The following is a 24,358-nucleotide window of genomic DNA, read 5'->3' as shown; positions in this document are numbered from 1 at the left end:
AGCATTCTTTCACATTTTCCGCTTGGTTTTCATATTATACAGCGAAAGAGTCCTGTGCAACCATTTCATTTTCTTCATCATCAACAAGAAAGGAGCCTGCCCGATGTCCAATTTATCCGGTCCGGACGAAAAACACCCTTTTTACGGGCTGATGCATGCGATGGACCAATTTTTTCAGGAAAAGCCGGTCAAACATTTTTTTGAGAATCTGGATGAATTTTTTTCTTTTGATACGATTCCGGTACGCCTCGAAGAAAAAGATGAGGCCTATGTATTGACAGCCAAACTGCCCGGCTATGAAAAAGGCCAGATTGAGATTGAAGTTTATGATCAATATCTCACCATTAACGCCAGGCATAAGGAAGCCATTTCAAGTTTGGATGAAACGAAAAAAGCTTACGAAAAGAAAAGCGCATTCCACCGGATAAGCCGGACGGTGCCCCTGCCGCCCGCGGTGGACGGGGATCAGATTCAGGCAAAATTTGAAAACGGGCTGCTTGTGATTTTCATGCCGAAAGGAAAGAAAAAAAAGCTGAGGATTGAATAGTATGCCGGGAGCGTCCCGGTTTTTTCCGTTTTTCGCCCTTTTTAAGCAAAACGGCCCGGAAGCCTATTTTGTAAACAGGCCCCCGAGCCCCTTGATCATCGATGACACTTGATTAATCGCATTGATCATCTGTCCGGCAGTATTCACCATTTTATTAAAATCGATGGAGCCATCCTGGGATTTGAAGGAATTCAAAAAAGATCCCCCCATTTGCGGCGGCTTTAGCGGAACAGGCTGATGCGGGTACGGATGGGCGAACCCTGCCGCATCGTGCTGGGTGTTTGGCTTTTCAGCGGCCTCCAGCGGGTTCCCGAACAAATGCATGGCCGCTTCTTCCCCGGCATGCTGGCCACTTTGTCCGTGCATATGCCAGGCATGGCCATACCCGCTCGTTTGCTGGCCGTATGGATACGGCGCCGGGGGGTATCCGAACACATGCGGGGAATGTTGCCCGGGATATGGAAACTGCGGGTAATACGGACCGGCCCCCGGCATTGCAGGATACCGGCCTGTGCTGCTTGTGCGCCGGCTGCTGTAAGGATCTTGAAAAACGCGCATTGCCATCGCCTCCTGCCTGCTTCACCAATAATGTATGTGGCATCCGACAATTGGTGATATGTCCCTATCGATTACGATTTCTCCAATGCTTCCTGCAAGCATTGGAGAATATATTTTACTGACTGGAAATGATCGAGCATCATTTTGCGGCTGGATGACGGGTAAAAAGCACGCACCGCAACCATTTGCAAATTTTCGGCCGTATGTTCAAGCTGGGATGGAAAAAGATGCGCCGGCCTCCGGGCTTCCACCCATGCTTTTGCAGCCGGGAGCCACCTGTCAATGGCATCCTGCAACGTATCGCAAAAAGGCTTGACTTCACTGAAAAAATCCTTTTCCACCCCTGTTGCCTTTACTTCCTGGTACAGGTCATAAAGCTCATGCGTGTACGAAATCAGCTGCCGGTTTAACGCTTGTAATTGTCCGTCTTCCATTTTTGTTCACCTTTCTAACCGGATATTCTCCCTTTGCCGGGTTCTTCACGGGAGACTTCTTTCATTTTAGGAAGTTTTTTTGTTTTCATCAATCCGCAAGCTTTCCGCCCTGTATGTTTTTCTGAATGCTTCCGCCCTTTTTTCCAAATGGTCCAGCCTCATTTCTGTTTTTTTTAAACGGTACCACTGCTTTATCGACTGCTTTCTTGCTTCCTCCTCCGCCTTATGCCGGATCCCCGTCCCGATGTTTTCCAGCGCCTGTTCCATTTTTTCCAGCCCGTTTAAAAATGCGGCTTTCGGTATCATGTGCTTCCCCCCTGAATTTCATCATGCCTATTCATTCTCTGCCAGGCGGCCCGGTCCCTTCATGTCTGACAAAACTAGAAGCAATTCGGCAAAGAAAACGGGTTTCTTCATTTTGTGTTTCCTTTCGACAGCATGTCTCCATTTCGGGCACATTTTTTCTGGCTGCGTCAACTTTCGTGCCGGCATGTATGCAAAAGGCGGAACTGCAAACAATAAATATGCCGGAAAATCCGGTGACACCAATTTCAGGAGGCGGATTTCCATGAAAACGAATGATAACAAAGCGCAACAACAAAAAAAAGCACAGGAACAAAAAGGGTCTTTGGCGAAAGGAGATAAGAAGCTGAACGGCCCTGACCGCCCTTCCACCTAATGAAAGCAAAAAGCAAGGAAACATTTCCTTGCTTTTTAACATTTCCTTGCTTTTTGTTTTGCCTGTTTTTAGCGAAAAAAGCCGGGCAGGCCGGTTCCTTGTCCTCCGCCGGTGCAAAGGGGCCGAAAGACTGTTTTTTTTATTACATATTCTTTGTCTGTTCTGCTATGATATAATTTAGCTTATGAGGTGAGGGAACATGGAATTGCGTTATCCAAACGGAAAAAGGTATAAAGGGGAAAAAAACAAAGCCGGACGGAAAAATGCGAACCAAATTTTATACGGCAACCGGGGGATGACACTGGAAGAGGATCTGAATGAAACCAATGCTTATTATTTGCAGGAAGGCATTGCCGTTATCCATAAAAAACCGACCCCGATCCAGATTGTCCAGGTCGATTACCGGTCACGGAGCACAGCCGTCATTAAAGAAGCCTATTTTAAACAGCCGTCCACAACCGATTACAATGGGGTGATGAACGGTAAATATATAGACTTTGAAGCAAAGGAAACGCAAAACCATACTTCTTTTCCGCTTCATAACTTCCATGAGCATCAAATCACCCATATGAAACAGGTGGTAGCGCAAGGCGGAATTTGCTTTGTCATTCTCCGTTTTGCGAAGGGAGAAGAAATTTTTTTGCTGGAATCCCGCCATCTATTTTTTTATTGGGATAGAATGCTTGCCGGAGGGAGAAAATCGATAAAAAAAGAAGAAATTGAAGCAAACGGGCATCCTATACCGGTCGGATACCGGCCGAGAATTGATTACATCGCCATTTTAAAGCAATTATATGCTTTATAGTTGTTGCCCGGCCGGATGATTGACGGATCCGGCAACAATATGTTTTGAATCTAAATCGGCTTTTTCAGGTTTAGAAGAAAGGAATGCTGAGCATGGCAGAAAAATACCAATCCCGCGAAGAACGCCGGAAACAAATGCAGGCAAATCAACATAAAAAGAAAAGGAAAAAACCGAAAAACAAATTTTTAACATTTATAAAGCGGCTCATTCTCGTCTGCTTTATTCTCGGGCTAGCCGGGGTCATTGCGGGCATCAGCACTTTTGCGTATTACGCAAGCAGCTCCCCGAAACTGACGAAGAAGCAGTTATCCGACCCGATTCCATCGGTGATCAAGGATAAAAGCAACAAAACAGTCGCAACGCTCGGGGCACAGAACCGGAAATATATCGATTATGAAGAGCTTCCAAAGCAGATGGAAAACGCGATTCTTTCGACGGAAGATGCACGGTTCTACCAGCATCACGGGATCGACCCGATACGGCTCGGGGGCGCGGTGGTCGCAAACTTTACCAAAGGTTTCGGGTCCGAGGGGGCCAGCACCCTGACGCAGCAGGTCGTTTCCATGGCGCTGAACAATAAAAACGAAAAAACATTAAAGCGGAAAGCCCAGGAAGCATGGCTTGCGATTCAGCTTGAGCGGAAATACACAAAACATGAGATCCTTGAAATGTATGTCAATAAAGTCTATATGTCAGACGGTGTTTTCGGCTTTGAGACAGCTGCTGAACATTATTATGGCAAATCTTTAAGCAAATTATCACTGCCGGAAATTGCCGTGCTGGCCGGCATGCCGCAAAGCCCGAATAATTATAATCCGTTTGACCATCCGGATCTGACAAAGAAAAGAAGAGATATTGTCCTTTATATGATGTACAAAAACCACAAAATAACAAAGGATGAAATGGAAAAAGCGCAGGCCGCCCCGGTTTCGGCCGGGCTGGTGAAAGAAAAAGAGCGGAATACTAACGCGAACAAATATCCTGCTTTTGTCAATGAAGTGATTAAGGAAGTGCAGAGACTCGGGAACTATAATGTATATGCCGACGGTTTAACCATTTATACAACCCTGGATTCTTCCGCACAGCAATATACGGAAAAGATCTTAAACACCAATTCGATCATCAATTATCCGGATAAAAAAATGCAGGCCGGCATTGCCCTGATCGATACGAAAACAGGCGAAATCCGTGCGCTCGGCGGCGGGCGCAATATGAAACTTGACCGTGGCTTCAACTATGCCGTTGATACGAAGCGTTCGCCAGGATCAACAATCAAACCGATTCTTGACTACGGGCCGGCGATTGAATACTTGCACTGGTCAACCGGGCACCAATTGAACGATGTGGCAACCACTTATTCAGACGGAACGCCGATTAATGACTGGGATAACCGGTTCCTTGGCAAGATGAGCATGCGCAAGGCACTGTATTTATCACGGAATATTCCTGCCTATGAAACATATAAAGAAGTCGGCAAGGAAAGGGCCATCCGTTTTGCAAAAAAACTCGGCCTTAATTTAAACAGCAAAGACATCGTTGAATCTTCATCCATCGGCGGAGGGGTGCAAGTTTCACCGCTGCAGATGGCTTCCGCTTACGCCGCATTCGGCAATGAAGGCATATACAACAAGCCGCATGCCATCCGAAAAATTGTCCTGCGCGACGGCGTCACGGAAATCAAACCGCATGTCCAGTCCAAAATCGCCATGAGCGACTATACGGCTTATATGATCACGGACGTGCTGAAGGATGTGCTGACAAAGGGCACCGGGATAACCGCCCATATTCCGGGATTGCCTGCCGCCGGTAAAACAGGCACCACGAATTTTGATAAAAACGATCTGGCAAAATACGGGATTCTGAGTTCGTCCGTACAGGATTCCTGGTTTGCAGGCTACACGACAAGATATTCGTTAGCAGTATGGACCGGCTACGAAAGTGAGAAAGGCAAAAAATACGGCGTCACAAGGCCGTATCAAACGGTTGCGCAGCAAATTTACCGCCACTTGATGCGGTATGTATCGGAAGGAAAAGAAACCCCTGACTTTACGATGCCGAAAAGTGTCGTCAGAATAGGCAGCGAATTGTATATCCGCGGTCATATCGATACGGCGATTGATAAAAAATCCGTCACCCAAGATGCGCCGGCAAATGTTCACGCAGCGTATGATGCAGACAGCAATAAAATTACGGTAACCTGGGATTATAAAGGGTCAGATGCGACCTTTAACGTATCCGGTACAATAAACGGCAGCGCGGCGTCATTCGGTTCGACTTCAGGAAAATCGATCACCGTCGCAAATCCGAAAGCGGGCGCAACGTATGTCTTCAATGTCACCGCCACGGTAAATGGCGTGAAAAGCAAAGCGGCATCCACGAGTGTAACGGTTCCGGGGGGCAGCACGGACACGAAGGCGGATGATAACCAAAACAAGCAACCGGAAGACAATGCCCAAAAACAACCGGATGCAAACAATAACCCCGGTACTGACACCAATCAGTCCGGCGAAAACAAAGACAACACCGGCTCAGACAAGGGAACAAACAGCGGAAATTCAAACGGAAACGGCAGCAAAGATAACAACAACAGTCCGGGAAACAGTTCAGGCACTGGCACTTCAAGCGGAAACGGCAGCCCGGCAAACAACGGAACAGGCACGAATGGAAACGGTAGCAGCGGTTCAAACGGAACCAAGGGAACCAATACGAACGGCGGGAACAATTCTAATAAAGGCGACAACAGTTCGGGCAGCACGCCCGCAAATAAAGATACCGGTTCTGAATAAAAAAGCACGTGATTGATCGCTTCCTGTGCTCCCGCCGGTTCACACCAAAAAAGCATGGAGAATCAGTTCTCCATGCTTTTTGTATTGTTATTTCTTGTTCTCTTTCCATTTCATCCGTTTCTTTCCTTCCCTGCACAGGTCAAGAAGCGGGCAGATTTCACATTGCGGGCGCTGGGCCTTGCAATGGTAGCGGCCGAAGAAGATCATCCAGTGGTGCGTGATCGACCATTCTTCTTTCGGCACTTTTTTCATTAAAGTTTGTTCCACTTCCAGTACACTGTCTTTGTAGCGGCAAAATCCGAGCCGTTTGCTTACTCTCTCTACATGGGTATCGACAGCAATGGCCGGAATGCCAAAAGCAACCGACAGGACAACGTTTGCCGTTTTTCTGCCGACGCCGGGCAGTTTCATCAGTTCTTCCCGCGTTTGCGGCACTTCCCGCCCGTATTCCTCGATGAGCATCCGGCAAAGTTTTTGGATGTTTTTTGCTTTGTTGCGGTAAAGCCCGATCGACCGGATGTCCTGCTGCAGTTCTTCAAGCGGCACGGCAATATAGTCATCCGGGGATTTATACTTTTGAAACAGATTTTTTGTCACTTTATTGACGAGCGCATCGGTGCACTGGGCGGATAATGTTACCGCGATCAGCAGCTCAAAAGGATTTGAATGATTCAATTCACAGCGGGCATCCGGAAACATTTCCCCCATTGTCTCAAGGCAATGCCGGATTTGTTGTTTTGTCAGCATCTCTCAAACTCCCGTAACTAGTTTACATAAAATTATTATCGTCACCTTTTATTGTTCAAGCCAGTTATAAAACGGCACCGGATTGGTCGTTTTCGGTTTTTCTGCTTGCGGTTTTGACGATTTGCGGAAATTCCTTCCATATTCGCGTGCTTCATCCACCGTCCGGATGCCGTTCTTTTTCCATTCAAACAAAATGCGGTCTATGTAGCGGAAATTCAGTTTGCCGGAGATAACGGCTTCACGCAGGGCGGCTTTAATCAAATCAGAGGATTGCCCGTCCTGGTCAATCCACATCGCCAATGTTTCGCATTCGAGCGGCGACAGCGGCCTGCCAAACTCCTGTTCAAACGTGGTGTATAAATCGGTTTCTTCATTTACGCTTTTTTCAAGCTCGTCCTGTTTTTTCTCATAGATAAATTCATCGGCGAGTTTCGCCCACAGCGGCATGATCGAATATTTTTCATACAGGATGCCGCCTTCCCCTTCCCCTTCTTCAATGGACAAAAACTGATGCTGGATTAGACGCCGCAAAATCGAAACGCACATACTTTCCGGAATGGTAAGCCTGTCTGCCAGATCTTCAGGCGTCGGAAACGCATTTCCCTCTTTTAAAAAAGAATAAACTTGCAGCAAAAGCACAAGTTCCGTTTCATTCAGGCCAAGCTGTTTGTATTTTTTCAATAAGAGCTGGGGGACGGTCAATACCCCTTCTTCCCACCAGGCAAGCAAAAGATCTTTATCCATGTCGGACACCTCAATGTAAGTATAGCAGTTTAAAAACGGCAAGGGAATTGAAAAAAACATCTGAAAAGAAAAACGGCTGCACACCGTCAATGCAGCCGTTTTTTCAATTACGGATAGATCCGGTTTAAAAGCCTCGGGAATGGAATCGTTTCGCGCACATGCTCAACGCCCGAAATCCAGGCAACCGTCCGCTCAAGGCCCAGCCCGAAGCCGGAATGCGGAACAGAACCGTATTTACGTAAATCAAGATACCATTTGTAAGCTTCTTCCGACAGATTGAAATCCTTGATCCGTTTCAGCAACAAATCATAGTCATTGATCCGCTCGCTGCCGCCGATGATTTCTCCGTACCCTTCTGGCGCAATCAAATCGGCGCACAGCACGACTTCCGGGCGCTTAGCATCCGGCTGCATGTAAAACGGTTTAATTGCAGCCGGATAATGCGTAATGAACACCGGCTTGTCGAAACTTTCGGCAATTGCGGTTTCATGCGGCGCGCCAAAATCTTCACCCCACTTGATATCCTCAAATCCTTTTTCATGGAGCAATTCAATGGCGTCATCATACGTAATCCGCGGAAACGGTGCCGACACTTGTTCAAGCCTTGAAGTATCGCGGCCAAGCCGGTGTAGGTCGAGTTTGCAGTTTTCCAAAACGGACCGGACGATATAGGAAACATACTGTTCCTGCACTTTCAGGCTGTCTTCATGTTCATAAAAAGCCATTTCCGGCTCGATCATCCAAAACTCGATCAAATGGCGGCGCGTTTTCGATTTTTCAGCGCGGAACGTTGGGCCGAAAGAGAATACTTTTCCGAATGCCATCGCTGCCGCTTCCATGTAAAGCTGCCCGCTTTGCGAAAGATAAGCTTCTTCATCAAAGTACTTCGTATGGAACAGCTCGGTCGTCCCTTCCGGCGCACTGCCGGTTAAAATCGGCGGGTCGATTTTCGTAAATCCGTTCATATTGAAAAATTCATACGTCGCCCGGATGATTTCGTTCCGGATTTTCATGACAGCGTGCTGGCGGCGGGAACGGAGCCATAAATGCCTGTGGTCCATTAAAAATTCGGTCCCGTGTGCTTTCGGTGTGATCGGGTAATCTACGGCTTCATGGATGATCTGAATGCCGGCCACCTGGAGCTCGTAGCCGAACGGGGAGCGGGCATCTTCCCGGACGGTGCCGGTAACGTAGAAAGAAGTTTCCTGGCTCATCGATTTTGCCGTTTGAAAGACCTCTTCCCCGGCTTCGTTCTTTACGACCACGCCTTGTATAAAGCCTGTCCCGTCACGCAGCTCGAGAAAGGCAATCTTGCCGCTTGAACGTTTATTGTTCAGCCAGACCCCGATCGTCACTTCCTCCCCGATATGCTGGTGTACTTCTGAAATGGTGATTTTCACGGTATTTCCCTCCAAAACAATTTCCGGCTTGTCTCCCATATGTACCGGAATCCATTATACTAAACAAAGGCGGAAAAAGGAAACAAGCCAAAGGTTCATGCTTTTTTCCGTGTTTCCACGAACTGTTTGATCCGCTTAAGCGCTTCTTCAAGATTTTCCAAAGAAGTGGCATAAGAAAGCCGGATATTGTTTTCCGCGCCGAAACCGGAACCCGGGACAACGGCAACGCGCGCTTCCTCGAGCAAAGCCTCCGCAAATGCGTCAACCGTTTGAAAACCGGTCAGCTTTGCGGCTTTCTTCACATTCGGGAATAAATAAAAAGCGCCTTGCGGTTTGATGCAGGTAATCCCGTCAATTTCAACCAGCTGGTTAAAAACTGCATTGAGCCGTGCCTCGAAAGCCTGGCGCATCTCTTCCACGGTGCGCTGGTCCCCGCTGTATGCGGCGAGTGCCGCGAACTGGGAAGGCGTTGCCGGATTGGAAGTCGAATGGCTGGCAAGATTTGTCATCGCTTTAATGATTTCCCCGTTTCCGGCCGCATAGCCGATCCGCCAGCCGGTCATGGAATGGGATTTTGAGACGCCGTTAATGATCACCGTCTGTGCTTTCAGTTCCGGTGAAATGGTGGCGATCGAGACATGCCGGTTGCCGCCGTACACCAATTTTTCGTAAATTTCGTCCGACACGATCAAAATATCGTGTTTCAGGCAGACTTCGCCGAGTTTTTCAAGTTCTTCCCTTGTATACATCATGCCGGTCGGATTGCCGGGAGAGTTGAGTACAAACGCTTTTGTCCGTGGTGATACGGCTTTTTCCAGCTGCTCCGGCGTTATTTTATACTGGTTTTCTTCTTTGCCTTCTACAAAGACCGGGACGCCTTCCGCAAGCTTTACCTGCTCGGGATAGCTTACCCAGTAAGGAGACGGGATGATCACTTCATCGCCCTGGTCGAGCAGCACCTGAAACAATGTATACAAGGCGTGTTTTGCCCCGTTGGTGATGATGATTTCATTTGCTTTAAAGCCAAGCCCCTGGTCTTTTTGGAATTTTTCAATGACGGCCTCTTTCAGCGATGCCATTCCGCCAGCCGGGGTATACTTCGTCTGGCCGTCCAGCATCGACTGATACGCGGCTTCGATAATCTCCCTCGGTGTATTAAAATCGGGTTCACCTGCGCCAAGGCCGATCACATCGATGCCTTGCGCCTTCATTGCTTTTGCCTTTGCCGTAATCGCCAACGTGGATGACGGCGTTAATGCACTTACCCTTGATGCCAGTTTCATACGATTCACCTCTCCAAACGGATCAATTGGATTTTTTTAAAAAAGGAACCTCATCATAGCCGAGGCTGTTTCCTTTTATATAAGCAACTTCCCAAATGGGAACCTGGCTTTCCATGCCGAGCCGCACAGATAAAATTTTATCCGGCTGCCTTTTTTGCACCACTTGTTTCACTGCATCCTGTTTTGAGATGCCGGTATTCAAGTCTAGGACGGTCACACGTTTCGGTTTCTTTTCAGGGATCCAAATCACTTTTTTCTTCCCGCCTTTTCCTTTCCCCACGACAACATAATAGGTGCTTGTGCCATTGTAAAGATAAAATGCATCGGCAGCCCGGATGCCGGCTTTGCTTTTGGCAACAGCGGCCGCTTTGTTGTATGCTTCATGATACGGTTTCCGTGCTTTCCAATAAGTCTCTGCCGCAAATCCGGCTATCACGATGACCAAAATGCAAATTGAGATCAGTGCTTTTTTCATTCCGAACCCTCATTTTCCATGGCGTAAATCCTTTTAAGCAGATATTGTCATTCATATCAGTTCCCATGCAGGCCATCCTAAGCTTAGAATCATTTCCTTCATCATTATACAGCAAAAATGAATGAAAAAATGATGCATTTGATCATTTTTCCGGTCCACCCTGTTTTGTGCTGCATTGTCGCAGCACTTTTTTTACAGCCAGCTTTCAATGGCCTCAAGCGTCCCGTTCAGATCCAGGTGCCTGATGCGGACCGGCGGCAGCGATTTTATGAACGCCGGCCCGTATGTGGCCGTTTCAATCCTCCGGTCCAGGACAAGAAAAATGCCGCGGTCATGGCGCGTCCGGATAAGCCTGCCAAACCCTTGTTTGAACCTGAGCACGGCTTCGGGCAACGCATAAGCGGAAAACGGATTTTTCCCTTTTGCCCTGAAATAATCGGACTTTGCTTCTATAACCGGCTCATCCGGGGGCAAAAACGGGAGGCGGGCCATCACGAGGCAGGAAAGGTCATCGCCAGGGATGTCAACCCCTTCCCAAAAACTGCTTAAACCGAGAAGGATCGCTTTGTCAAATTTTTGAAAGCTTTTCGTTAACCTCGACCGGCTGCCGCTTGATATGCCCTGGGCGATGAGCATATAATCTTCAAGCATTCCGCTTTCTTTCATCAGGTGGTACACCTTTTTCAACAAATCAAAGGATGTAAATAAAATCATCATCCTGCCCTTTGTGGCCTCCGCAACGGCAAGCAGATAACCTGCCATTTTTTCCGCAAAGTCTTCCATACTGGCGGATCCGATATCAGGAAGGTCGTTCGGGATAATAAACTGCACCTGCCTGTCAAAGCGGAAAGGCGACGGAATGCGGACTGTTTTTGTGGTGTGCGAAAGCCCCGTCTCGCCCAGAAAATAGCGGAAGCTTCCGCCAACGGTCAATGACGCGGAAGTAAGCACGACACTCTTTTTTTGCGAAAAAAAAGCTTTTTGCAACGTTTCTCCGGCATGCACCGGCTGGCAATAGATGACAAGGCTGTTCGGGAGGGCGCGCAAATCTCCTTCCACCCAGACGACATTTTCATCCCCGCCGTTTTGGCCGGCGAAAACGGCCAGGTTCTCGCGCAAAAGGCGCCAATCTTCCAAAAAGCTGTACATTTCTTCGATAAAAGCGAGTGTCTGTTCTTTCATCTGTTTTTCGGAAAGCAACTGCAAAAGCCTTTCTTCCAATGCCTGCGAAATCTCTTTCATGGACGCCCTGACCCGTTCCGTACAGAGCAGGACCGCCTGCCATGCTTTTTGTTTCCAGTTTTCTTTTTTAATTCTTAATTTGATTTTCTGGTAACCGTTTGTTTCCCGCTTCGCGCGCATCACTTTTTGGGCGAGCAAACCGAATAAATCATCGAGCTCGGCATCAAGCCCCTGAAGGATTGCATCGCATTCAAACGCATGCAGCCCGGATTTTAGCCCGTATTTTTCCATCATTTTTTCCAATTTGTAAAACAGCTGTTTTTGCTCATACAGGCCGAGCCTTGCCATCATATATTTCATTTGGTTGTAACTTGCGCGTTTCCCGATCGTTTCCCGGGCCGCTTGTTCAAGGCGGTGGGCTTCATCAATGATGACGTATTGAAATCCGTCAAACACCGACTGGTCCCTTTCAAGTTCCGCGCACAGCATCGCATGGTTCGTGATGGCGATGTCAGCAGAAGCTGCGCAGGCTTTGGCATGGAGATAAAAATCCCGCGATTTCCACGGATCTTTTTTATCCGTATGCCAGCCGTCCTGTTTAATCCGCTGCCAAAAATGTTTTCCGCCGCCGGATAAATGAAGCTCGTCAAGATCGCCGCTTTCTGTTCCGGTAAGCCAGACCAGGATTTGCATTTTGGCAAATACGGCGTCGTACTGCCGGTCCGGTTCTTTTAACGACTGTTCAAACTTAAACAAATGCAGGTAATGGCTTCTCCCCTTTAGCAACACGGTCCTGACCGGGGTTTTCAGCATCTGTTCAAGCCTTTTGATTTCCTTATTTAAAAGCTGGTGCTCAAGCGCAACCGTATACGTGCTGATTAACACCGGTTTTTGTTCCGAAATCGCTTGGAAAGCGGCCGGCACAAGATAGGCAAGGGATTTGCCGATTCCCGTGCCTGCTTCCAATGCGACATGCTCGCCGGCAGAAAAAGCTTCGCGGACATGGTCCATCATTTCAAATTGGGCAGGGCGCGCTTCCATCCTGGCGCCTGAAGCCGCAAACCAGGATTCTTTTTCAGCCGCATCCTGCGGATAACGGCCAATCTCGCGCGGGCCGTCATCCGCAGGCAGGCTTTTCCGCTTTAATGCGATGCCCCGGTATACTTCCATATCTGGCGGCAAATGCTCGATATGCCGCCGTTTCTCTTCCAGTATATCCTCAAAAATGCCGGCAAGGTCGCTTTTCAAGGAATAAGAAAGCGGCACGAGTTGTTCAAGTGTGACGACAGGAAGGGACGCACACTTTTCCATGCAGGCAAGAAGCAGCTTTGCCGTAACAAAAGCATCACTGTCCGCCCGGTGCGGCCGTTCATGATAAAGGGACAAAGAATCGGCCAGATCCCCCAGTTTATAACTGTTTAAAGTTGGAAATGCAATTCTCGAAAATTCAACGGTGTCAAGGCTCGGCCCGCGAAACGGCGGAAACCCCGCAGCCTTTAATTCCTGCTGCAAAAACGGCAGGTCAAACAGCACATTGTGGGCGACAAATATGCTGCCTTCCAAAATTTCCATGATGCGCGGGGCGATCTCCGAAAATACCGGTGCTTCTTCAAGCATGCCGTTATCGATCCCGGTCAATTCCGAAATAAACGGCGGTACCGGCTTTTCGGGATTGACGAAGCTTGTAAATTGCGTTTTGATCTCCCGGCCTTCAACCACAACAGCGGAAAACTGGATGATGCGATCGCCTTTTTTTGCTGAATTTCCTGTTGTTTCAAGATCTACGACTACATAGCGCTGCATAACATCACCTGACTAAAAATAATTGCCCCGTTTCTTCCATATTGTACTATTTTAACATAAAATCGATGATTCGCCACAACCAGGCTGCAGAAATTGAAAAACCGCCCTGCCCGAAAAAGCAGGTGCGGTTTTCCCCCTACAGAATCGTGGAAGCCGGTTCTTCCGATAACATTTTTTCAATCCGGTTTTTTGCATCAAGCAGGACAATTTTCGGATGGTGGTTTTTCATTTCTTCTTCCGTCAAAAGGGCGTACGAAATGATAATCACAATGTCACCGGGTTGTGCAAGCCGGGCGGCCGCGCCGTTCAGGCAGATGACACCGGATCCCCTTTCACCCGGGATAATGTACGTTTCAAATCGCGCCCCGTTGTAATTGTTCACAATTTGCACTTTCTCATTGGGCGCCATTCCCGCAGCATCCAGCAAATCCGCATCAATCGTGATGCTTCCGACATAGTTTAAATTCGCTTCCGTTACGGTTGCCCGGTGGATTTTTCCGTTCATCACAGTCCGTAGCAAAGCAATCCCTCCCTATTCTTGTTGTTTATCCTGCAAAAATGATATTGTCGATGAGCCGCGCTTTTTCAAATTGGACGGCGACTGCGAGGATACAGCGCCCGTTTATGGCATGGACCGGTTCGAGTTCAGGATAAGAATACAATTCCACGTAATCGATTTTCCCGGACAGATGCGCGGAAAGATGCGCTTTCACAAGGGAAATCACTTTTTCCGGGTTTCTCTCTCCCTGTTCAACCGCTTTGTTTGCCAATTGCAAACTTTTGTATATTTCGGGCGCTTCTTTCCGCTCCGCCTCCGATAAATAGACGTTTCTCGAACTTTTTGCAAGGCCGTCCGGTTCGCGCACAATCGGGCATGGGACAATGTCAACCGGAAAATCCAGATCGCGGACAAGATTTTCAACAACGGCCACCTGCTGGGCATCTTTCAGCCCGAAATAAGCGCGGTCCGGCTGGACGAGGTGAAACAGTTTTGAAAGGACTACCGCCACGCCGTCAAAATGGCCCGGCCGCTTTCTTCCGCAAAGGACATCCGTCCCCTTTGTCACTTTTATTTGAACCGATAAAGCGCGCGGATACATTTCTTTAACAGACGGGATAAACAATACATCAACGCCGGCTGCTTCCGCTTTATGCCGGTCCCCTTCCGCATCGCGCGGATACCGGTCGAAATCTTCATTTGGCCCGAACTGGAGCGGGTTTACAAAAATGCTCATGATGACAATATCGTTTTCTTTTCTTGCCTGCTTTGCCAAGGCGAGATGGCCTTCATGCAAATAGCCCATCGTCGGGACAAACCCGATCGACTTGCCTTCTTTTTTATACCGGGATACAAGCGTCCGGATTTCCCGCTTCGTTTCTGCAACGCTCATCGCCTGTGCGGTTTTCATTTTGCACGCCCCCCGTACAGTGTTGCCAGCTCTTCTTCTTTCATCGTGTACGTATGCTTTTCTTCAGGGAACGCCCGGTTTTTTACTTCCTGTACATATTGGCGGAGCCCGCTGTGCATCACGGCATCCGCATCGGCAAATTGCTTCACAAATTTTGCCACTTTTTCGCTTCCGTATTTCACCAGGTCATGGAATACAAGCACCTGCCCGTCTACGCCAAGCCCGGCCCCGATTCCGATGGTTGGAATGGAAAGGGCGGATGTCACTTCTTCCGAAAGCTGCCGCGGGACGCATTCCAGGACGACGGCGAAAGCGCCGGCCTCCTCGCACGCTTTCGCATCTTCCAGCAGCTTTTTGGCGGCTTCCGCTGTTTTTCCCTGGACTTTATAGCCGCCGAAAATCCCGACCTTTTGCGGCGTCAGCCCGATATGAGCCATCACCGGGATGCCCGATTCCGTAAGCGCTTCAATGTGAGCCGCAACTTCTTTCCCGCCTTCCAGTTTTACGGCATGGGCCCCGCCGTCCTGAATAATGCGGGCGCCGTTTTTTAATGTTTCTTCACGGCTCAAATGGTAAGACATAAACGGCAAGTCGGTGACGACAAAGGTGTTTTTCGCCCCGCGCTTGACCGCTTTCGTATGGTGGACCATATCCGCCACGGTCACCGGAATGGTCGAATCATAGCCGAGCACGACCATGCCGAGCGAATCGCCGACAAGAATCATGTCGACGCCCGCTTCTTCTGCAAGCTTTGCAGAAGGGTAATCGTAGGCGGTCACCATTGCAATTTTTTCTTCTTGCGCCTTCATCTTCACAAAATCCGTCGTTTGTTTCATTTTCCAACACTCCTCACCTGTCATGGATTGACCGGTGCAGAGGAAACAAACAATTGGAAAAAGGAGCCCATCACTGGACAGACGGGCTCCCTGTTTTTTCAATTGTTCATTTTGGCCCTCTGTCCCCGTCCGTTTAAGGATCAAGGCAGAATCTATTTTGTATAAAAAGCTGAAATGGTATAGTTCCGAAATAGATACTACCCAAGTTGATTATAACAGGAATGGCCGGATTGCGCTATATCCGGCCAAAAATTTTGTCAATTTTTTAACGTTCGATTTCAATATCTGCGGAATAAATGGCATGCATCTGCCCGTCTTCCCCTTCAAGCTGGAGCACGCCGTCATCCGTGATGCCGACCGCACGCCCTGAAATATCCCCTTTTAACGTATGCGCCGTGATTTTTTTCCCTGCCACATTGGCATAACTTTCCCATAAAATTTTAAGCGGCGCAAAGCCGTCCCTGAGATAAATTTCCTCGTATTTTTCCAATTTTTCAAGGATGCGCTGGACGAGCAGCGCGCGTTTTACCTTTTTGCCCGAGGCAAGGGAAAGGGATGTTGCGATCGGTTTTAAGGCTTCCGGGAAATCGGTTTCGTTTACATTGATCCCGATCCCTGTAATCACAGCCTGGATCCGGTCTGTGTCCGCTTCAAGCTCTGTCAGGATCCCTGCGCATTTTTTTTCGCCGATTAACAGGTCATTCGGCCACTTGATCTCCGGCACAATCCCTGCCGTTTCTTCGATTGCCTGCGCAACAGCAACGGCGGCAATGAGCGTAAACGGGGGCGCCATTTGCGGCGGAAGATCCGGCCGCAGGACAATGCTCATCCAGATACCGGTATATTTAGGGGAGTACCAGGACCGCCTGAGCCTGCCCCTTCCCCCCGTTTGCTGCTCAGCGATAACAAGCGTGCCGTCGGGACAGCCTTCCTGTACGAGCTGGTGCGCGAGCCGCTGGGTCGAATCGATCGTTTCCCGGTAATGGATGTTTCTTGCAAGCCGTTTTGTCCCGAGCCCGTACCGGATTTCATTTTCCGTCACTTTATCGCCCGTTGCTTTAACACGGTACCCTTTTTTCCGGACCGCTTCCAATTCAAAACCTTCTTTGCGCAGCTCTTCCATATGCTTCCAAACTGCCGCCCGCGAGCAGTTCAGTTTTTTCGCCAGCGTTTCTCCCGATACAAAGCCGTCCCCTGCTTCCGTCAGCAGTTCTATTATTTTTTCTCTTGTGGATATTTGCACAAAACCCACCTCCGGATTGCCTCATATTGGTTTTCGATTTCGCCGTTTATCAGCGCTTTTTCAATCTCACGAAGCATTTCTTTCAGCCACGGGCCGCCTTTTTTCGAAAAAAGCGCCATCAGCTTTTTCCCGTCGATTGCCAGCTCGTTGCGGTTTTTCACCGGCAATTTCCGGAAAGCCTGCCGGAGGGCGGCAATGCGGGGCGAAGGGTTTTCACGGCGAAAAGCGCAGAAAACCGCTTCAGCATCCAATGCCATTTGTTCGCCGGCATCGTAGAGCATAAGTGGATCCCACTTTCGCCCGGCGCGCATCCTGAAAAAACCGAGCGTACGCACGATGGCTTTCCGTTTTTCATTCGGCAGTTTCCATTTTCGCAAAAAAGTGTTGGCATCTTCCGGGTCTGCGGTTGCAACTAGGTACACCCAAAGCTGTTGTTCTGACAATTCGTTTAACACCGGGTGCAGGGCAGAAAAAAGCTGCGCTTCCCTGCCGCAAAGACCGGGCAGAAACCCGAGCAGCCCGGTTTCTTGAAGCAGTTGCAGCGCTTCATACGGATGCTCTCCTTCCAGCAATTTGATAAATTCCTGGGTAATCCGCTCAACGGCAATATGCCGGATAAGCGGTGCATGGCGCTTGATGGCCTGTTTCGTCCCGTCTTCAATCCAAAAACCGAGCTGGCTCGTAAACCGGGCGGCCCGCATCATCCGAAGCGCGTCTTCCCGGAATCTTTCTTCAGGGGATCCGACCGTTTCAATCCGCTTCATCCGGATGGCTTCACTGCCTGCAAACGGATCAATCAGTTTCCCGTTTTTATCCATCGCCATCGCATTCATCGTGAAGTCGCGCCGTTTTAAATCTTCAAGCAATGAGTCCACATATTCAACCGATTCCGGGCGCCGGTAATCTTTATATACCGACTCGGTCCGGAACGTCGTGATCTCATACTGGTTTCCTTTATACAATACAAGCACTGTTCCATGTTCAATGCCGATGTCGACAGTATGTGTAAAAAGTGCCTTTACCTCTTCCGGTTTCGCCGAGGTGGCAATATCGACATCGTGCACCGGCCGCCCAAGCAGGCTGTCGCGGATCGATCCCCCGACAAAAAAAGCTTTGAACCCTGCATCTTCAAGCGTCCGGATAATGGGAAGCGCCGTCTGAAATGGCGGGAGCATGTCCATCAACCTCATTTACCGTTTGTTCATATATTTGTTCATATTGTTTCAAAATGTTGCGGGAATAAAATTTATCTTTTACCGTCTTTTCGCACGCTTTCGAAAACGCAGCATAAAGGCCCGGATCCTCAAGCAGCCGGATGGCTTTTCCGGCAACGGCTTCAACATCGCCCAGCCCGCACAAATAGCCGTTCATCCCGTCTGTTATCACTTCCGGAATCCCGCCAACCCGGGTGCCAATGCACGGGACGCCGCACGCCATCGCTTCAAGCGCAACAAGGCCGAAACTTTCCTTTTCCGATAAAAGCAGCATCAAATCGCTGATTGCGTACAGCTCCTCGATCCGGTCCTGCTTTCCTAAAAACAAGACATCTTTTTCTATACCGCATTGGGCAACGAGCCGGGAGACGACGGTCATTTCCGGCCCGTCGCCGACAAGGAGCAGTTTTGCCGGCATTTGTGCCCGCACTTTCGCAAAAGCCTTGACGACATCGGGCACGCGCTTTACCGCCCGGAAATTGGAAACGTGAATCAGCACTTTTTCCTTTTCCGAAATGCCGTAATCCTGTTTTAAATGGCCTGCCTCCATTTTCCGGTATACGCGTTCATCGACAAAATTATAAACCGTCGAAATGTTTTTCTGCGGCCGGATCAAATCATACGTTTGCCGGACAAGTGCATCGGAAACCGCCGTCACTGCATCCGACCGTTCAATCCCGAACCGGATGGCGGAGACAAGCGACGGGTCATACCCGAGCACGGTGATGTCCGTGCCGTGCAGGGTGGTCACGATTTTCATCCGGGTACCGGTCATCATTTTGCCGAGAATGGCGCAGATGGCGTGTGGAATCGCATAATGGACATGGAGCACATCCAGCTGTTCCCTTTCCGCCACTTCCGCGATTTTAGAGGCAAGCGCAATATCATAAGGCGGATATTGAAAGACGGCGTACTGGTTCACTTCCACCTGATGGGTATAAATATTCGGGTACATTTTATTGAGCCGGAACGGGACACTCGAGGTAATAAAATGGATCTCATGGCCGTTTTCGGCAAGCAGCTGGCCAAGTTCCGTTGCAATGACGCCGGATCCGCCTACGGTCGGATAGCACGTAATCCCGATTTTTAACTTTTTCATAAATCGAGCACATCCAAATTCACAAGAACCGGTGTTTTGCTTAAAAACCCTTCTGCATATTTCACCCCGAGCTCTTTCCCGAACATCCTCTCGCGCGCAGTGACCGCTTCAATATAGCCATCCGTAAGCGGGGTATGGACACTTCTTTCCCGAATCGAAAACTGGCTTTCATAGGCATGGAGACTCTCAAGTTTTTTGTCCATAAAGTTGGTGACATCGACGACAAAATCGGGCGGATGAAAACCGTTTACCATATAAAAATAAAGATGTTTCGGTTTATGGGAAGGAAGATCCGGTTCAGAACGGTATTTCCTGATGCCGGCTGAAAAAAAGGCTTCCTCTGTAAGCCTGCCGCAGTTACCGTGATCGGGATGGCGGTCTTCATGAAAAGGCGCAAACACGACATCCGGCTGAAACTTCCGAATGACGCCGGTAATCGCGCGGATAGCGTCCGCTTGCATAAAAAGGCCGCGGTCCGGCAATTTCAGCGTTACTCTTTCTCTAACCCCGAGGCAAGCTGCCGAGTTTTGTGCCTCTTTTTTGCGGTTTTCAACCGTCCCGTTCGAAGACAGCTCCGCTTCTGTCAAATCGCATATCGCAATTTTTTTCCCCATCGATGCCCATTTGGCAATGGATGCCGCCATGCCGATTTCGACATCGTCGGCATGGGCCCCGAAAGCGAGAATATCCACCTTGCCAGCCATTTCCTTTCCTCCTTCCGGTTAATCCAAAATATTTTCGAGCCCGTAAACAAATGTATTGAGGTTCATCACCGTTTCAACGGCTACTTTCACCCCTGACATGAAAGATGCGCGATCCATCGAGTCATGACGGATCGTAAGCAGCTGGCCGTCCCCGCCGAACAGCACTTCCTGGTGGGCGACAAGGCCGGGCAGGCGGACGCTGTGGATATGCATGCCTTCAAAATCCGCGCCTCTTGCACCTTGTAATGTTTCTTTTTCATCCGGATGCCCCTGTGTTTTTTTTCTTCTTGCTTCCGAGATCATTTGCGCCGTTTTTACGCTCGTGCCGGACGGGGCATCTTTTTTCCGGTCATGGTGCAGCTCGATGATTTCCACATCCGGGAAATATTTCGCCGCCATTTGCGCAAATTTCATCATCAGCACTGCCCCGACAGCAAAATTCGGTGCAATGATACAGCCGATTCCTTTTTGTGCGGAAACAGCCTTTAGTTCTTCCAGTTCCGCATCGGTAAACCCGGTCGTCCCGACAACCGGACGGACACAATGTGCGAGAGCCGTTTTCGCATGGAGGAACCCTGCTTTCGGCACCGTCAAATCAATCCATACATCCGCCGGGCAGTTTTCAAGGCATGCTTCCGGGTCGGTATACACCCGGACCGGTTCGCCGTTATAATCGGATACATCATTGAACAGTTTGCCGTCAAAAGTCCTGTCCACTACGCCAACGAGTTTAAAATGTTCCGTCCGCTCGATCAGCCGCACCGCCTCGCTCCCCATTTTCCCGCGGGCCCCGGCAACAATAATCCGAATATCATCCATGTTTCATTACTCCTCCTGCTCTTTACGCGTCCATCTGTCTTTATCACGCGTATTAAATTTCTGCAAAACCATTGTATGGGCTTCCTGTAAATCAATATGTAAAGCATTTGCCATGCAAATGACGACAAACAGCAAATCGCCGAGCTCTTCTGCTACGGTTTTCGGCTTCTCATCCGGTTTTTTCGGTTTTTCCCCGTAATAATGATTGATTTCGCGCGCCAGCTCTCCAAGTTCTTCCGTCAGCCTTGCTGTAAGCGCAAGCGGACTGAAGTACCCTTCTTTAAACTGGCTGATATAATCATCGACTTCTTTTTGCATTTGCCGGATCGTTTTGTTTTCTGCCATTTTCATCCCCCAATCCTGTAATCCTCTTCCATGTTAGCCAAAAACGGCAGATTTTACAAATCATATATTTGCTTTTCTCTCTGCCTGATTGCCCTTTTGTACCGCTTTCGCTATAATGGGAACGCCGGATATATACCGGGGAAGGAGGATACGGATTATGCTGAAAATGAAAAACATCTTTTTTATCCTGCTCGGCTCTTGCATCTTTGCCTTTGGCATTGTCCATTTTAATATCCAGAATCATCTGGCGGAAGGCGGTTTTACCGGAATTACGCTGCTGCTTTACTATTTATTTCACATCAACCCCTCTTACTCCAATCTGATTTTGAATATCCCCGTATTTTTTGTCGGATGGAAGCTGCTTGGAAAAAAATCGTTTTACTATACACTGGTCGGGACGGTCGGCTCCTCTCTTTTTTTATGGATATTTGAAAAGAAACATTTCCATATTCCGCTTCGCGATGATATGTTTCTTGCGGCGCTGTTTGCCGGGGTATTTATCGGCATCGGGCTCGGGATTATTTTCCGCTACGGGGGGACATCGGGAGGTGTCGATATCATTGCCAGGCTCGTATTTAAATATAAAGGCGTGGCAATGGGCAGGACCATGTTCATGTTCGACGCATGCGTGATTACGCTGTCGCTTATCACCTACCTGCATTACCGGGAAGCGATGTACACGCTCGTTGCCGTTTTTGTCGGCTCGCGAGTTGTCGATTTTCTGCAGGAAGGGGCCTATACGGCTAGAGGCGCTTTTATCATTTCGGACAAGCATGATGAAATTGCCGAGAAAGTCATGAAGCAGATGGACCGCGGCGTTACCGTTTTTCGCGGGCACGGCATGTTCACGAAACAGGACCGGGATGTGCTGTACTGTGTCGTCGGAAAACATGAGGTGTCCCGTTTAAAAGGCATTATCCATTCCGTTGACCCCCATGCTTTCGTGTCGATGATGGTGGTCCATGATGTGCTCGGGGAAGGCTTTACGCTTGATGAGAATAAACAGCCGATTGAAGATTAAAAAAGAGCTGCCGCGGCAGCTCTTTTTTAAACCTGTTTTTCAAAATGCAGGCGTTTGTTGATCAGGTAGATAACCGGCATTCCAATCAGCATCACGGCTAGCTCGCCGGCACCTGCCGTCAGCCAGCCGAAAAAGAAAGGCACGCCGTTAAACCATTGCATTTCCCATGCGATAATAAACATGGAGGCCGTAAAAGCAATGGAATTAAGGATCATCTGTCCCCAGACGCCCTTTATAAACCGTGCGGATAAAATGGTAATCGCAAGCGCAAGGACGGACTGGGCTGTACCGATGAACATATCATACTTGATCGGCGAGAAAAACAAGTTTGAGAGAAAAACGCCTGCCACTATACCGATCATATACTTCTTGTTAAACACAACGAGATGGTTAAAAATTTCAGAAACACGGAACTGGACGTTCATAAACGCAAGCGGCTGGATAAAAAATGTCACCGCAATATACAGTGCCGCGACAACCCCGTTGACGACGAGTGTTTTCAGTTTCATATGCATCTCTCCTTAGTTTTTTTACGTGGGATGGTTTCGAACCACGGGTTGGAAACAACCAAACTTCTTCATTATAATGCAAACCGGCACATGCAGCAAGACGAAAAAAAGCTTTCCGGGTTGCCGATACACCCCGGAAAGCTTTTCGTACTGTCAATTATTGTTGTTATTGCCGTTTAAGTTGGTAAAGATGAGGATTAAACGCAGCAATTCAATGACCGCAACCGCCGCGGCAGCTACATATGTCAGCGCGGCAGCCGATAACACTTTGCGCGCTTCCCTTTCTTCCCCGCCGCGGACGATGCCGAGCGACGTCATTTGGGCAAGCGCACGTGACGACGCATTGAATTCAACCGGCAATGTCACAAGCTGGAACAACACGGCAAGCCCCATCAGAATAATACCAAGCAGGAACATGCCTGTCGCATGCGTGAACATCCCGATCAAAATAAAAATCCAAGAGGCGTTGCTGCCGATATTCGCCACAGGCACAAGGCGGTGGCGGAAACGGAGCGGCCCGTAGTTGACTTTATCCTGAATAGCGTGTCCGCATTCGTGCGCCGCAACAGCCGCACCCGCAATCGAACGCCCGTGGTAGTTGGCAGTCGACAAATTGACGGTTTTGTTAATCGGATTGTAATGGTCGCTCAGAAAGCCGCTGTGTTCTAGCACTTTCACATGGTATAAGCCATTTTCGTCCAAGATCATCCTTGCCACCTCGGCGCCTGTCATGCCGGATGCATTTGCGACCTTTTCATACTTACTGTATGTGTTTCTTACCTTCAGCTGGGCCCAGATCGGAATGATCGTCAAAATGAGATAGTAAATCAAAAACGACATTTGCCACCCTCCATAACCTCCATGGTTATCTTACTTTTATTGTATCCGAATAAGGTCAAAAGGTCAATCCATATGATCGGTCTCGTGACGCTCTTCTTTTTGCCCTTTGTATTTTCTCCATCCGACATACGATAAAGTAAGAATGATGATGCTGCCGGTGGAAATCATAATCCACCAGAGGGAGGGGTCGGCTTCATCTTCCTTCATGGCTTCAAACAGCTGCTTTAAATCTGTCCGGAGCGCCTCCAGCTCCTTTTTTCCGGACCCGCTGCCTGCCACCTTGTCCCGATAACGGTCAATATAAGCGATTTTCGAATCGAGCCGCTGTATTTTTTCAACCGGCAGATCCACTCTTAAACTCGGCTCGATCACTGCATATTGTTTGAGGAACAGGTTTAATTTTTCGTTGTACGTTTCACGCTTCCCTGTTGCGGCTGCTTTTTGCACCTCTGTAAATGAAGACATCACCGGCCCTTCCATCTGCGTCCAGAGCGGCTGATACTTCGATTGGATCGCATCCACCACGAGCCGGAATGACGTGCAGGCATCCACTTTCTCCTCAGGCTCTGCGCTTACTTTCGTCAACGCCTTTACCGCTTCATCATGAGTGACGGTCAAAACTCTCAATTCATCCATCGTTAAACGTTTATTTTTAAACGATTGCCTGGAAAATGTTTTCGAAAATTCATTCAGCACATTTTTTGCTTCTGCATATTGCCCGTTTTTCGCCAGCTGCAATGCCTCGTCGCTTAGGTCATTTAAATGTGCCAAAGCATCATCCGAACCTTTTGCAAAACTTTTTCCGGCAAAACTTAACATGAACACACAAAGAAGGATCACTACTTTTCTCCTCATCCTTGTCCCCCCTCATATTGT

At 48.8% G+C, this 24,358-nt stretch carries 26 protein-coding genes and 1 riboswitch; of the genes, 5 read left to right on the top strand and 21 right to left on the bottom strand.

The window, feature by feature from the left end:
* Positions 1-103 precede the first annotated feature (103 nt).
* On the top strand, positions 104-547 hold the full coding sequence (locus IC21_RS03595; protein WP_029141495.1) for an Hsp20/alpha crystallin family protein: 444 nt from the start codon (positions 104-106) through the stop codon (positions 545-547).
* A 63-nt stretch (positions 548-610) separates the two neighbouring features.
* Here IC21_RS03595 and IC21_RS03590 read toward each other — a convergent pair whose 3' ends face one another.
* The 3 genes from IC21_RS03590 to IC21_RS03580 form a co-directional block, all read right to left on the bottom strand.
* Positions 611-1,105 (bottom strand): YppG family protein, encoded by a 495-nt coding sequence (locus tag IC21_RS03590; protein ID WP_029141496.1) that lies wholly within the window; start codon positions 1,103-1,105, stop codon positions 611-613.
* Positions 1,106-1,176: 71 nt separating this feature from the next.
* A complete protein-coding gene (locus IC21_RS03585; protein WP_013859469.1) occupies positions 1,177-1,539 on the bottom strand; it encodes a YppE family protein in 363 nt (120 codons plus the stop codon).
* Positions 1,540-1,605: 66 nt separating this feature from the next.
* Positions 1,606-1,845 carry a hypothetical protein gene (locus IC21_RS03580; protein ID WP_029141497.1) on the bottom strand — a complete coding sequence of 80 codons (240 nt, stop codon included), beginning with the start codon at positions 1,843-1,845 and terminating at the stop codon, positions 1,606-1,608.
* A gap of 262 nt (positions 1,846-2,107) precedes the next feature.
* Between IC21_RS03580 and IC21_RS17080 the strand changes: the two genes are divergently transcribed.
* The 3 genes from IC21_RS17080 to IC21_RS03565 all read left to right on the top strand — a co-directional run bounded on the left by IC21_RS17080 (position 2,108) and on the right by IC21_RS03565 (position 5,809).
* A complete protein-coding gene (locus IC21_RS17080; RefSeq protein ID WP_017553035.1) occupies positions 2,108-2,218 on the top strand; it encodes a hypothetical protein in 111 nt (36 codons plus the stop codon).
* Between the two features lie 199 nt (positions 2,219-2,417).
* Entirely contained in the window at positions 2,418-3,023 is a 606-nt protein-coding gene (recU, locus tag IC21_RS03570; protein WP_029141498.1) for a Holliday junction resolvase RecU, read from the top strand.
* Between the two features lie 92 nt (positions 3,024-3,115).
* The gene (locus tag IC21_RS03565; protein WP_029141499.1) at positions 3,116-5,809 is read left to right on the top strand and encodes a transglycosylase domain-containing protein; all 2,694 of its coding nucleotides are present in this window, start codon (positions 3,116-3,118) and stop codon (positions 5,807-5,809) included.
* An 87-nt stretch (positions 5,810-5,896) separates the two neighbouring features.
* Here the strand turns inward: IC21_RS03565 and nth are convergent, their stop codons facing one another.
* The 15 genes from nth to IC21_RS03490 all read right to left on the bottom strand — a co-directional run bounded on the left by nth (position 5,897) and on the right by IC21_RS03490 (position 21,118).
* On the bottom strand, positions 5,897-6,556 hold the full coding sequence (nth, locus tag IC21_RS03560) for an endonuclease III (RefSeq protein WP_029141500.1): 660 nt from the start codon (positions 6,554-6,556) through the stop codon (positions 5,897-5,899).
* A gap of 48 nt (positions 6,557-6,604) precedes the next feature.
* The gene (locus IC21_RS03555) at positions 6,605-7,300 is read right to left on the bottom strand and encodes a DnaD domain-containing protein (RefSeq protein ID WP_029141501.1); all 696 of its coding nucleotides are present in this window, start codon (positions 7,298-7,300) and stop codon (positions 6,605-6,607) included.
* Between the two features lie 107 nt (positions 7,301-7,407).
* Entirely contained in the window at positions 7,408-8,700 is a 1,293-nt protein-coding gene (asnS, locus tag IC21_RS03550) for an asparagine--tRNA ligase (protein ID WP_029141502.1), read from the bottom strand.
* A gap of 95 nt (positions 8,701-8,795) precedes the next feature.
* The gene (locus IC21_RS03545) at positions 8,796-9,983 is read right to left on the bottom strand and encodes a pyridoxal phosphate-dependent aminotransferase (protein WP_029141503.1); all 1,188 of its coding nucleotides are present in this window, start codon (positions 9,981-9,983) and stop codon (positions 8,796-8,798) included.
* Between the two features lie 22 nt (positions 9,984-10,005).
* Complete coding sequence (locus tag IC21_RS03540) at positions 10,006-10,458, bottom strand: cell wall elongation regulator TseB-like domain-containing protein (RefSeq protein WP_029141504.1); 453 nt, start codon at positions 10,456-10,458, stop codon at positions 10,006-10,008.
* A 192-nt stretch (positions 10,459-10,650) separates the two neighbouring features.
* Positions 10,651-13,443 carry an ATP-dependent DNA helicase DinG gene (gene dinG / locus IC21_RS03535; protein ID WP_029141505.1) on the bottom strand — a complete coding sequence of 931 codons (2,793 nt, stop codon included), beginning with the start codon at positions 13,441-13,443 and terminating at the stop codon, positions 10,651-10,653.
* A 136-nt stretch (positions 13,444-13,579) separates the two neighbouring features.
* Positions 13,580-13,963, bottom strand: a complete 384-nt coding sequence (gene panD, locus IC21_RS03530) for an aspartate 1-decarboxylase (protein ID WP_014098184.1) — start codon at positions 13,961-13,963, stop codon at positions 13,580-13,582.
* 25 nt (positions 13,964-13,988) lie between these two features.
* Entirely contained in the window at positions 13,989-14,834 is an 846-nt protein-coding gene (gene panC / locus IC21_RS03525; RefSeq protein ID WP_029141506.1) for a pantoate--beta-alanine ligase, read from the bottom strand.
* Positions 14,835-14,848: 14 nt separating this feature from the next.
* Complete coding sequence (gene panB / locus IC21_RS03520; protein WP_017553045.1) at positions 14,849-15,688, bottom strand: 3-methyl-2-oxobutanoate hydroxymethyltransferase; 840 nt, start codon at positions 15,686-15,688, stop codon at positions 14,849-14,851.
* Positions 15,689-15,953: 265 nt separating this feature from the next.
* Complete coding sequence (locus IC21_RS03515; protein ID WP_029141507.1) at positions 15,954-16,931, bottom strand: biotin--[acetyl-CoA-carboxylase] ligase; 978 nt, start codon at positions 16,929-16,931, stop codon at positions 15,954-15,956.
* Complete coding sequence (locus tag IC21_RS03510; RefSeq protein ID WP_029141508.1) at positions 16,904-18,106, bottom strand: CCA tRNA nucleotidyltransferase; 1,203 nt, start codon at positions 18,104-18,106, stop codon at positions 16,904-16,906. The genes IC21_RS03515 and IC21_RS03510 overlap by 28 nt, the downstream gene beginning before the upstream one ends.
* Positions 18,060-19,244: an N-acetyl-alpha-D-glucosaminyl L-malate synthase BshA gene (bshA, locus tag IC21_RS03505; RefSeq protein ID WP_029141509.1), complete on the bottom strand. Its 1,185-nt coding sequence runs from the start codon at positions 19,242-19,244 to the stop codon at positions 18,060-18,062. The genes IC21_RS03510 and bshA overlap by 47 nt, the downstream gene beginning before the upstream one ends.
* Complete coding sequence (gene bshB1, locus IC21_RS03500; RefSeq protein ID WP_029141510.1) at positions 19,241-19,948, bottom strand: bacillithiol biosynthesis deacetylase BshB1; 708 nt, start codon at positions 19,946-19,948, stop codon at positions 19,241-19,243. The genes bshA and bshB1 overlap by 4 nt, the downstream gene beginning before the upstream one ends.
* Before the next feature lie 18 nt (positions 19,949-19,966).
* Positions 19,967-20,767, bottom strand: a complete 801-nt coding sequence (gene dapB, locus IC21_RS03495) for a 4-hydroxy-tetrahydrodipicolinate reductase (protein WP_029141511.1) — start codon at positions 20,765-20,767, stop codon at positions 19,967-19,969.
* A gap of 6 nt (positions 20,768-20,773) precedes the next feature.
* Positions 20,774-21,118 carry a nucleotide pyrophosphohydrolase gene (locus IC21_RS03490; RefSeq protein ID WP_029141512.1) on the bottom strand — a complete coding sequence of 115 codons (345 nt, stop codon included), beginning with the start codon at positions 21,116-21,118 and terminating at the stop codon, positions 20,774-20,776.
* Positions 21,119-21,269: 151 nt separating this feature from the next.
* Here IC21_RS03490 and IC21_RS03485 point away from each other — a divergent pair, with 151 nt between their 5' ends.
* Positions 21,270-22,133 (top strand): YitT family protein, encoded by an 864-nt coding sequence (locus IC21_RS03485; protein WP_013859489.1) that lies wholly within the window; start codon positions 21,270-21,272, stop codon positions 22,131-22,133.
* 26 nt (positions 22,134-22,159) lie between these two features.
* Here the strand turns inward: IC21_RS03485 and IC21_RS03480 are convergent, their stop codons facing one another.
* The 3 genes from IC21_RS03480 to ypjB form a co-directional block, all read right to left on the bottom strand.
* The gene (locus tag IC21_RS03480; protein ID WP_013859490.1) at positions 22,160-22,642 is read right to left on the bottom strand and encodes a QueT transporter family protein; all 483 of its coding nucleotides are present in this window, start codon (positions 22,640-22,642) and stop codon (positions 22,160-22,162) included.
* 6 nt (positions 22,643-22,648) lie between these two features.
* Positions 22,649-22,693, bottom strand: a riboswitch (PreQ1 riboswitch).
* A gap of 102 nt (positions 22,694-22,795) precedes the next feature.
* On the bottom strand, positions 22,796-23,482 hold the full coding sequence (locus tag IC21_RS03475; protein ID WP_029141513.1) for a zinc metallopeptidase: 687 nt from the start codon (positions 23,480-23,482) through the stop codon (positions 22,796-22,798).
* A gap of 63 nt (positions 23,483-23,545) precedes the next feature.
* A complete protein-coding gene (gene ypjB / locus IC21_RS03470) occupies positions 23,546-24,337 on the bottom strand; it encodes a sporulation protein YpjB (protein WP_014098173.1) in 792 nt (263 codons plus the stop codon).
* Between the last annotated feature and the right edge of the window lie 21 nt (positions 24,338-24,358).

This window comes from Heyndrickxia coagulans DSM 1 = ATCC 7050 (assembly GCF_000290615.1).
Classification (GTDB): domain Bacteria; phylum Bacillota; class Bacilli; order Bacillales; family Bacillaceae_C; genus Weizmannia; species Weizmannia coagulans.
The sequence above is the reverse complement of the archived record's forward strand: the minus strand, read 5'-3'. Positions and strand labels throughout refer to the sequence as shown.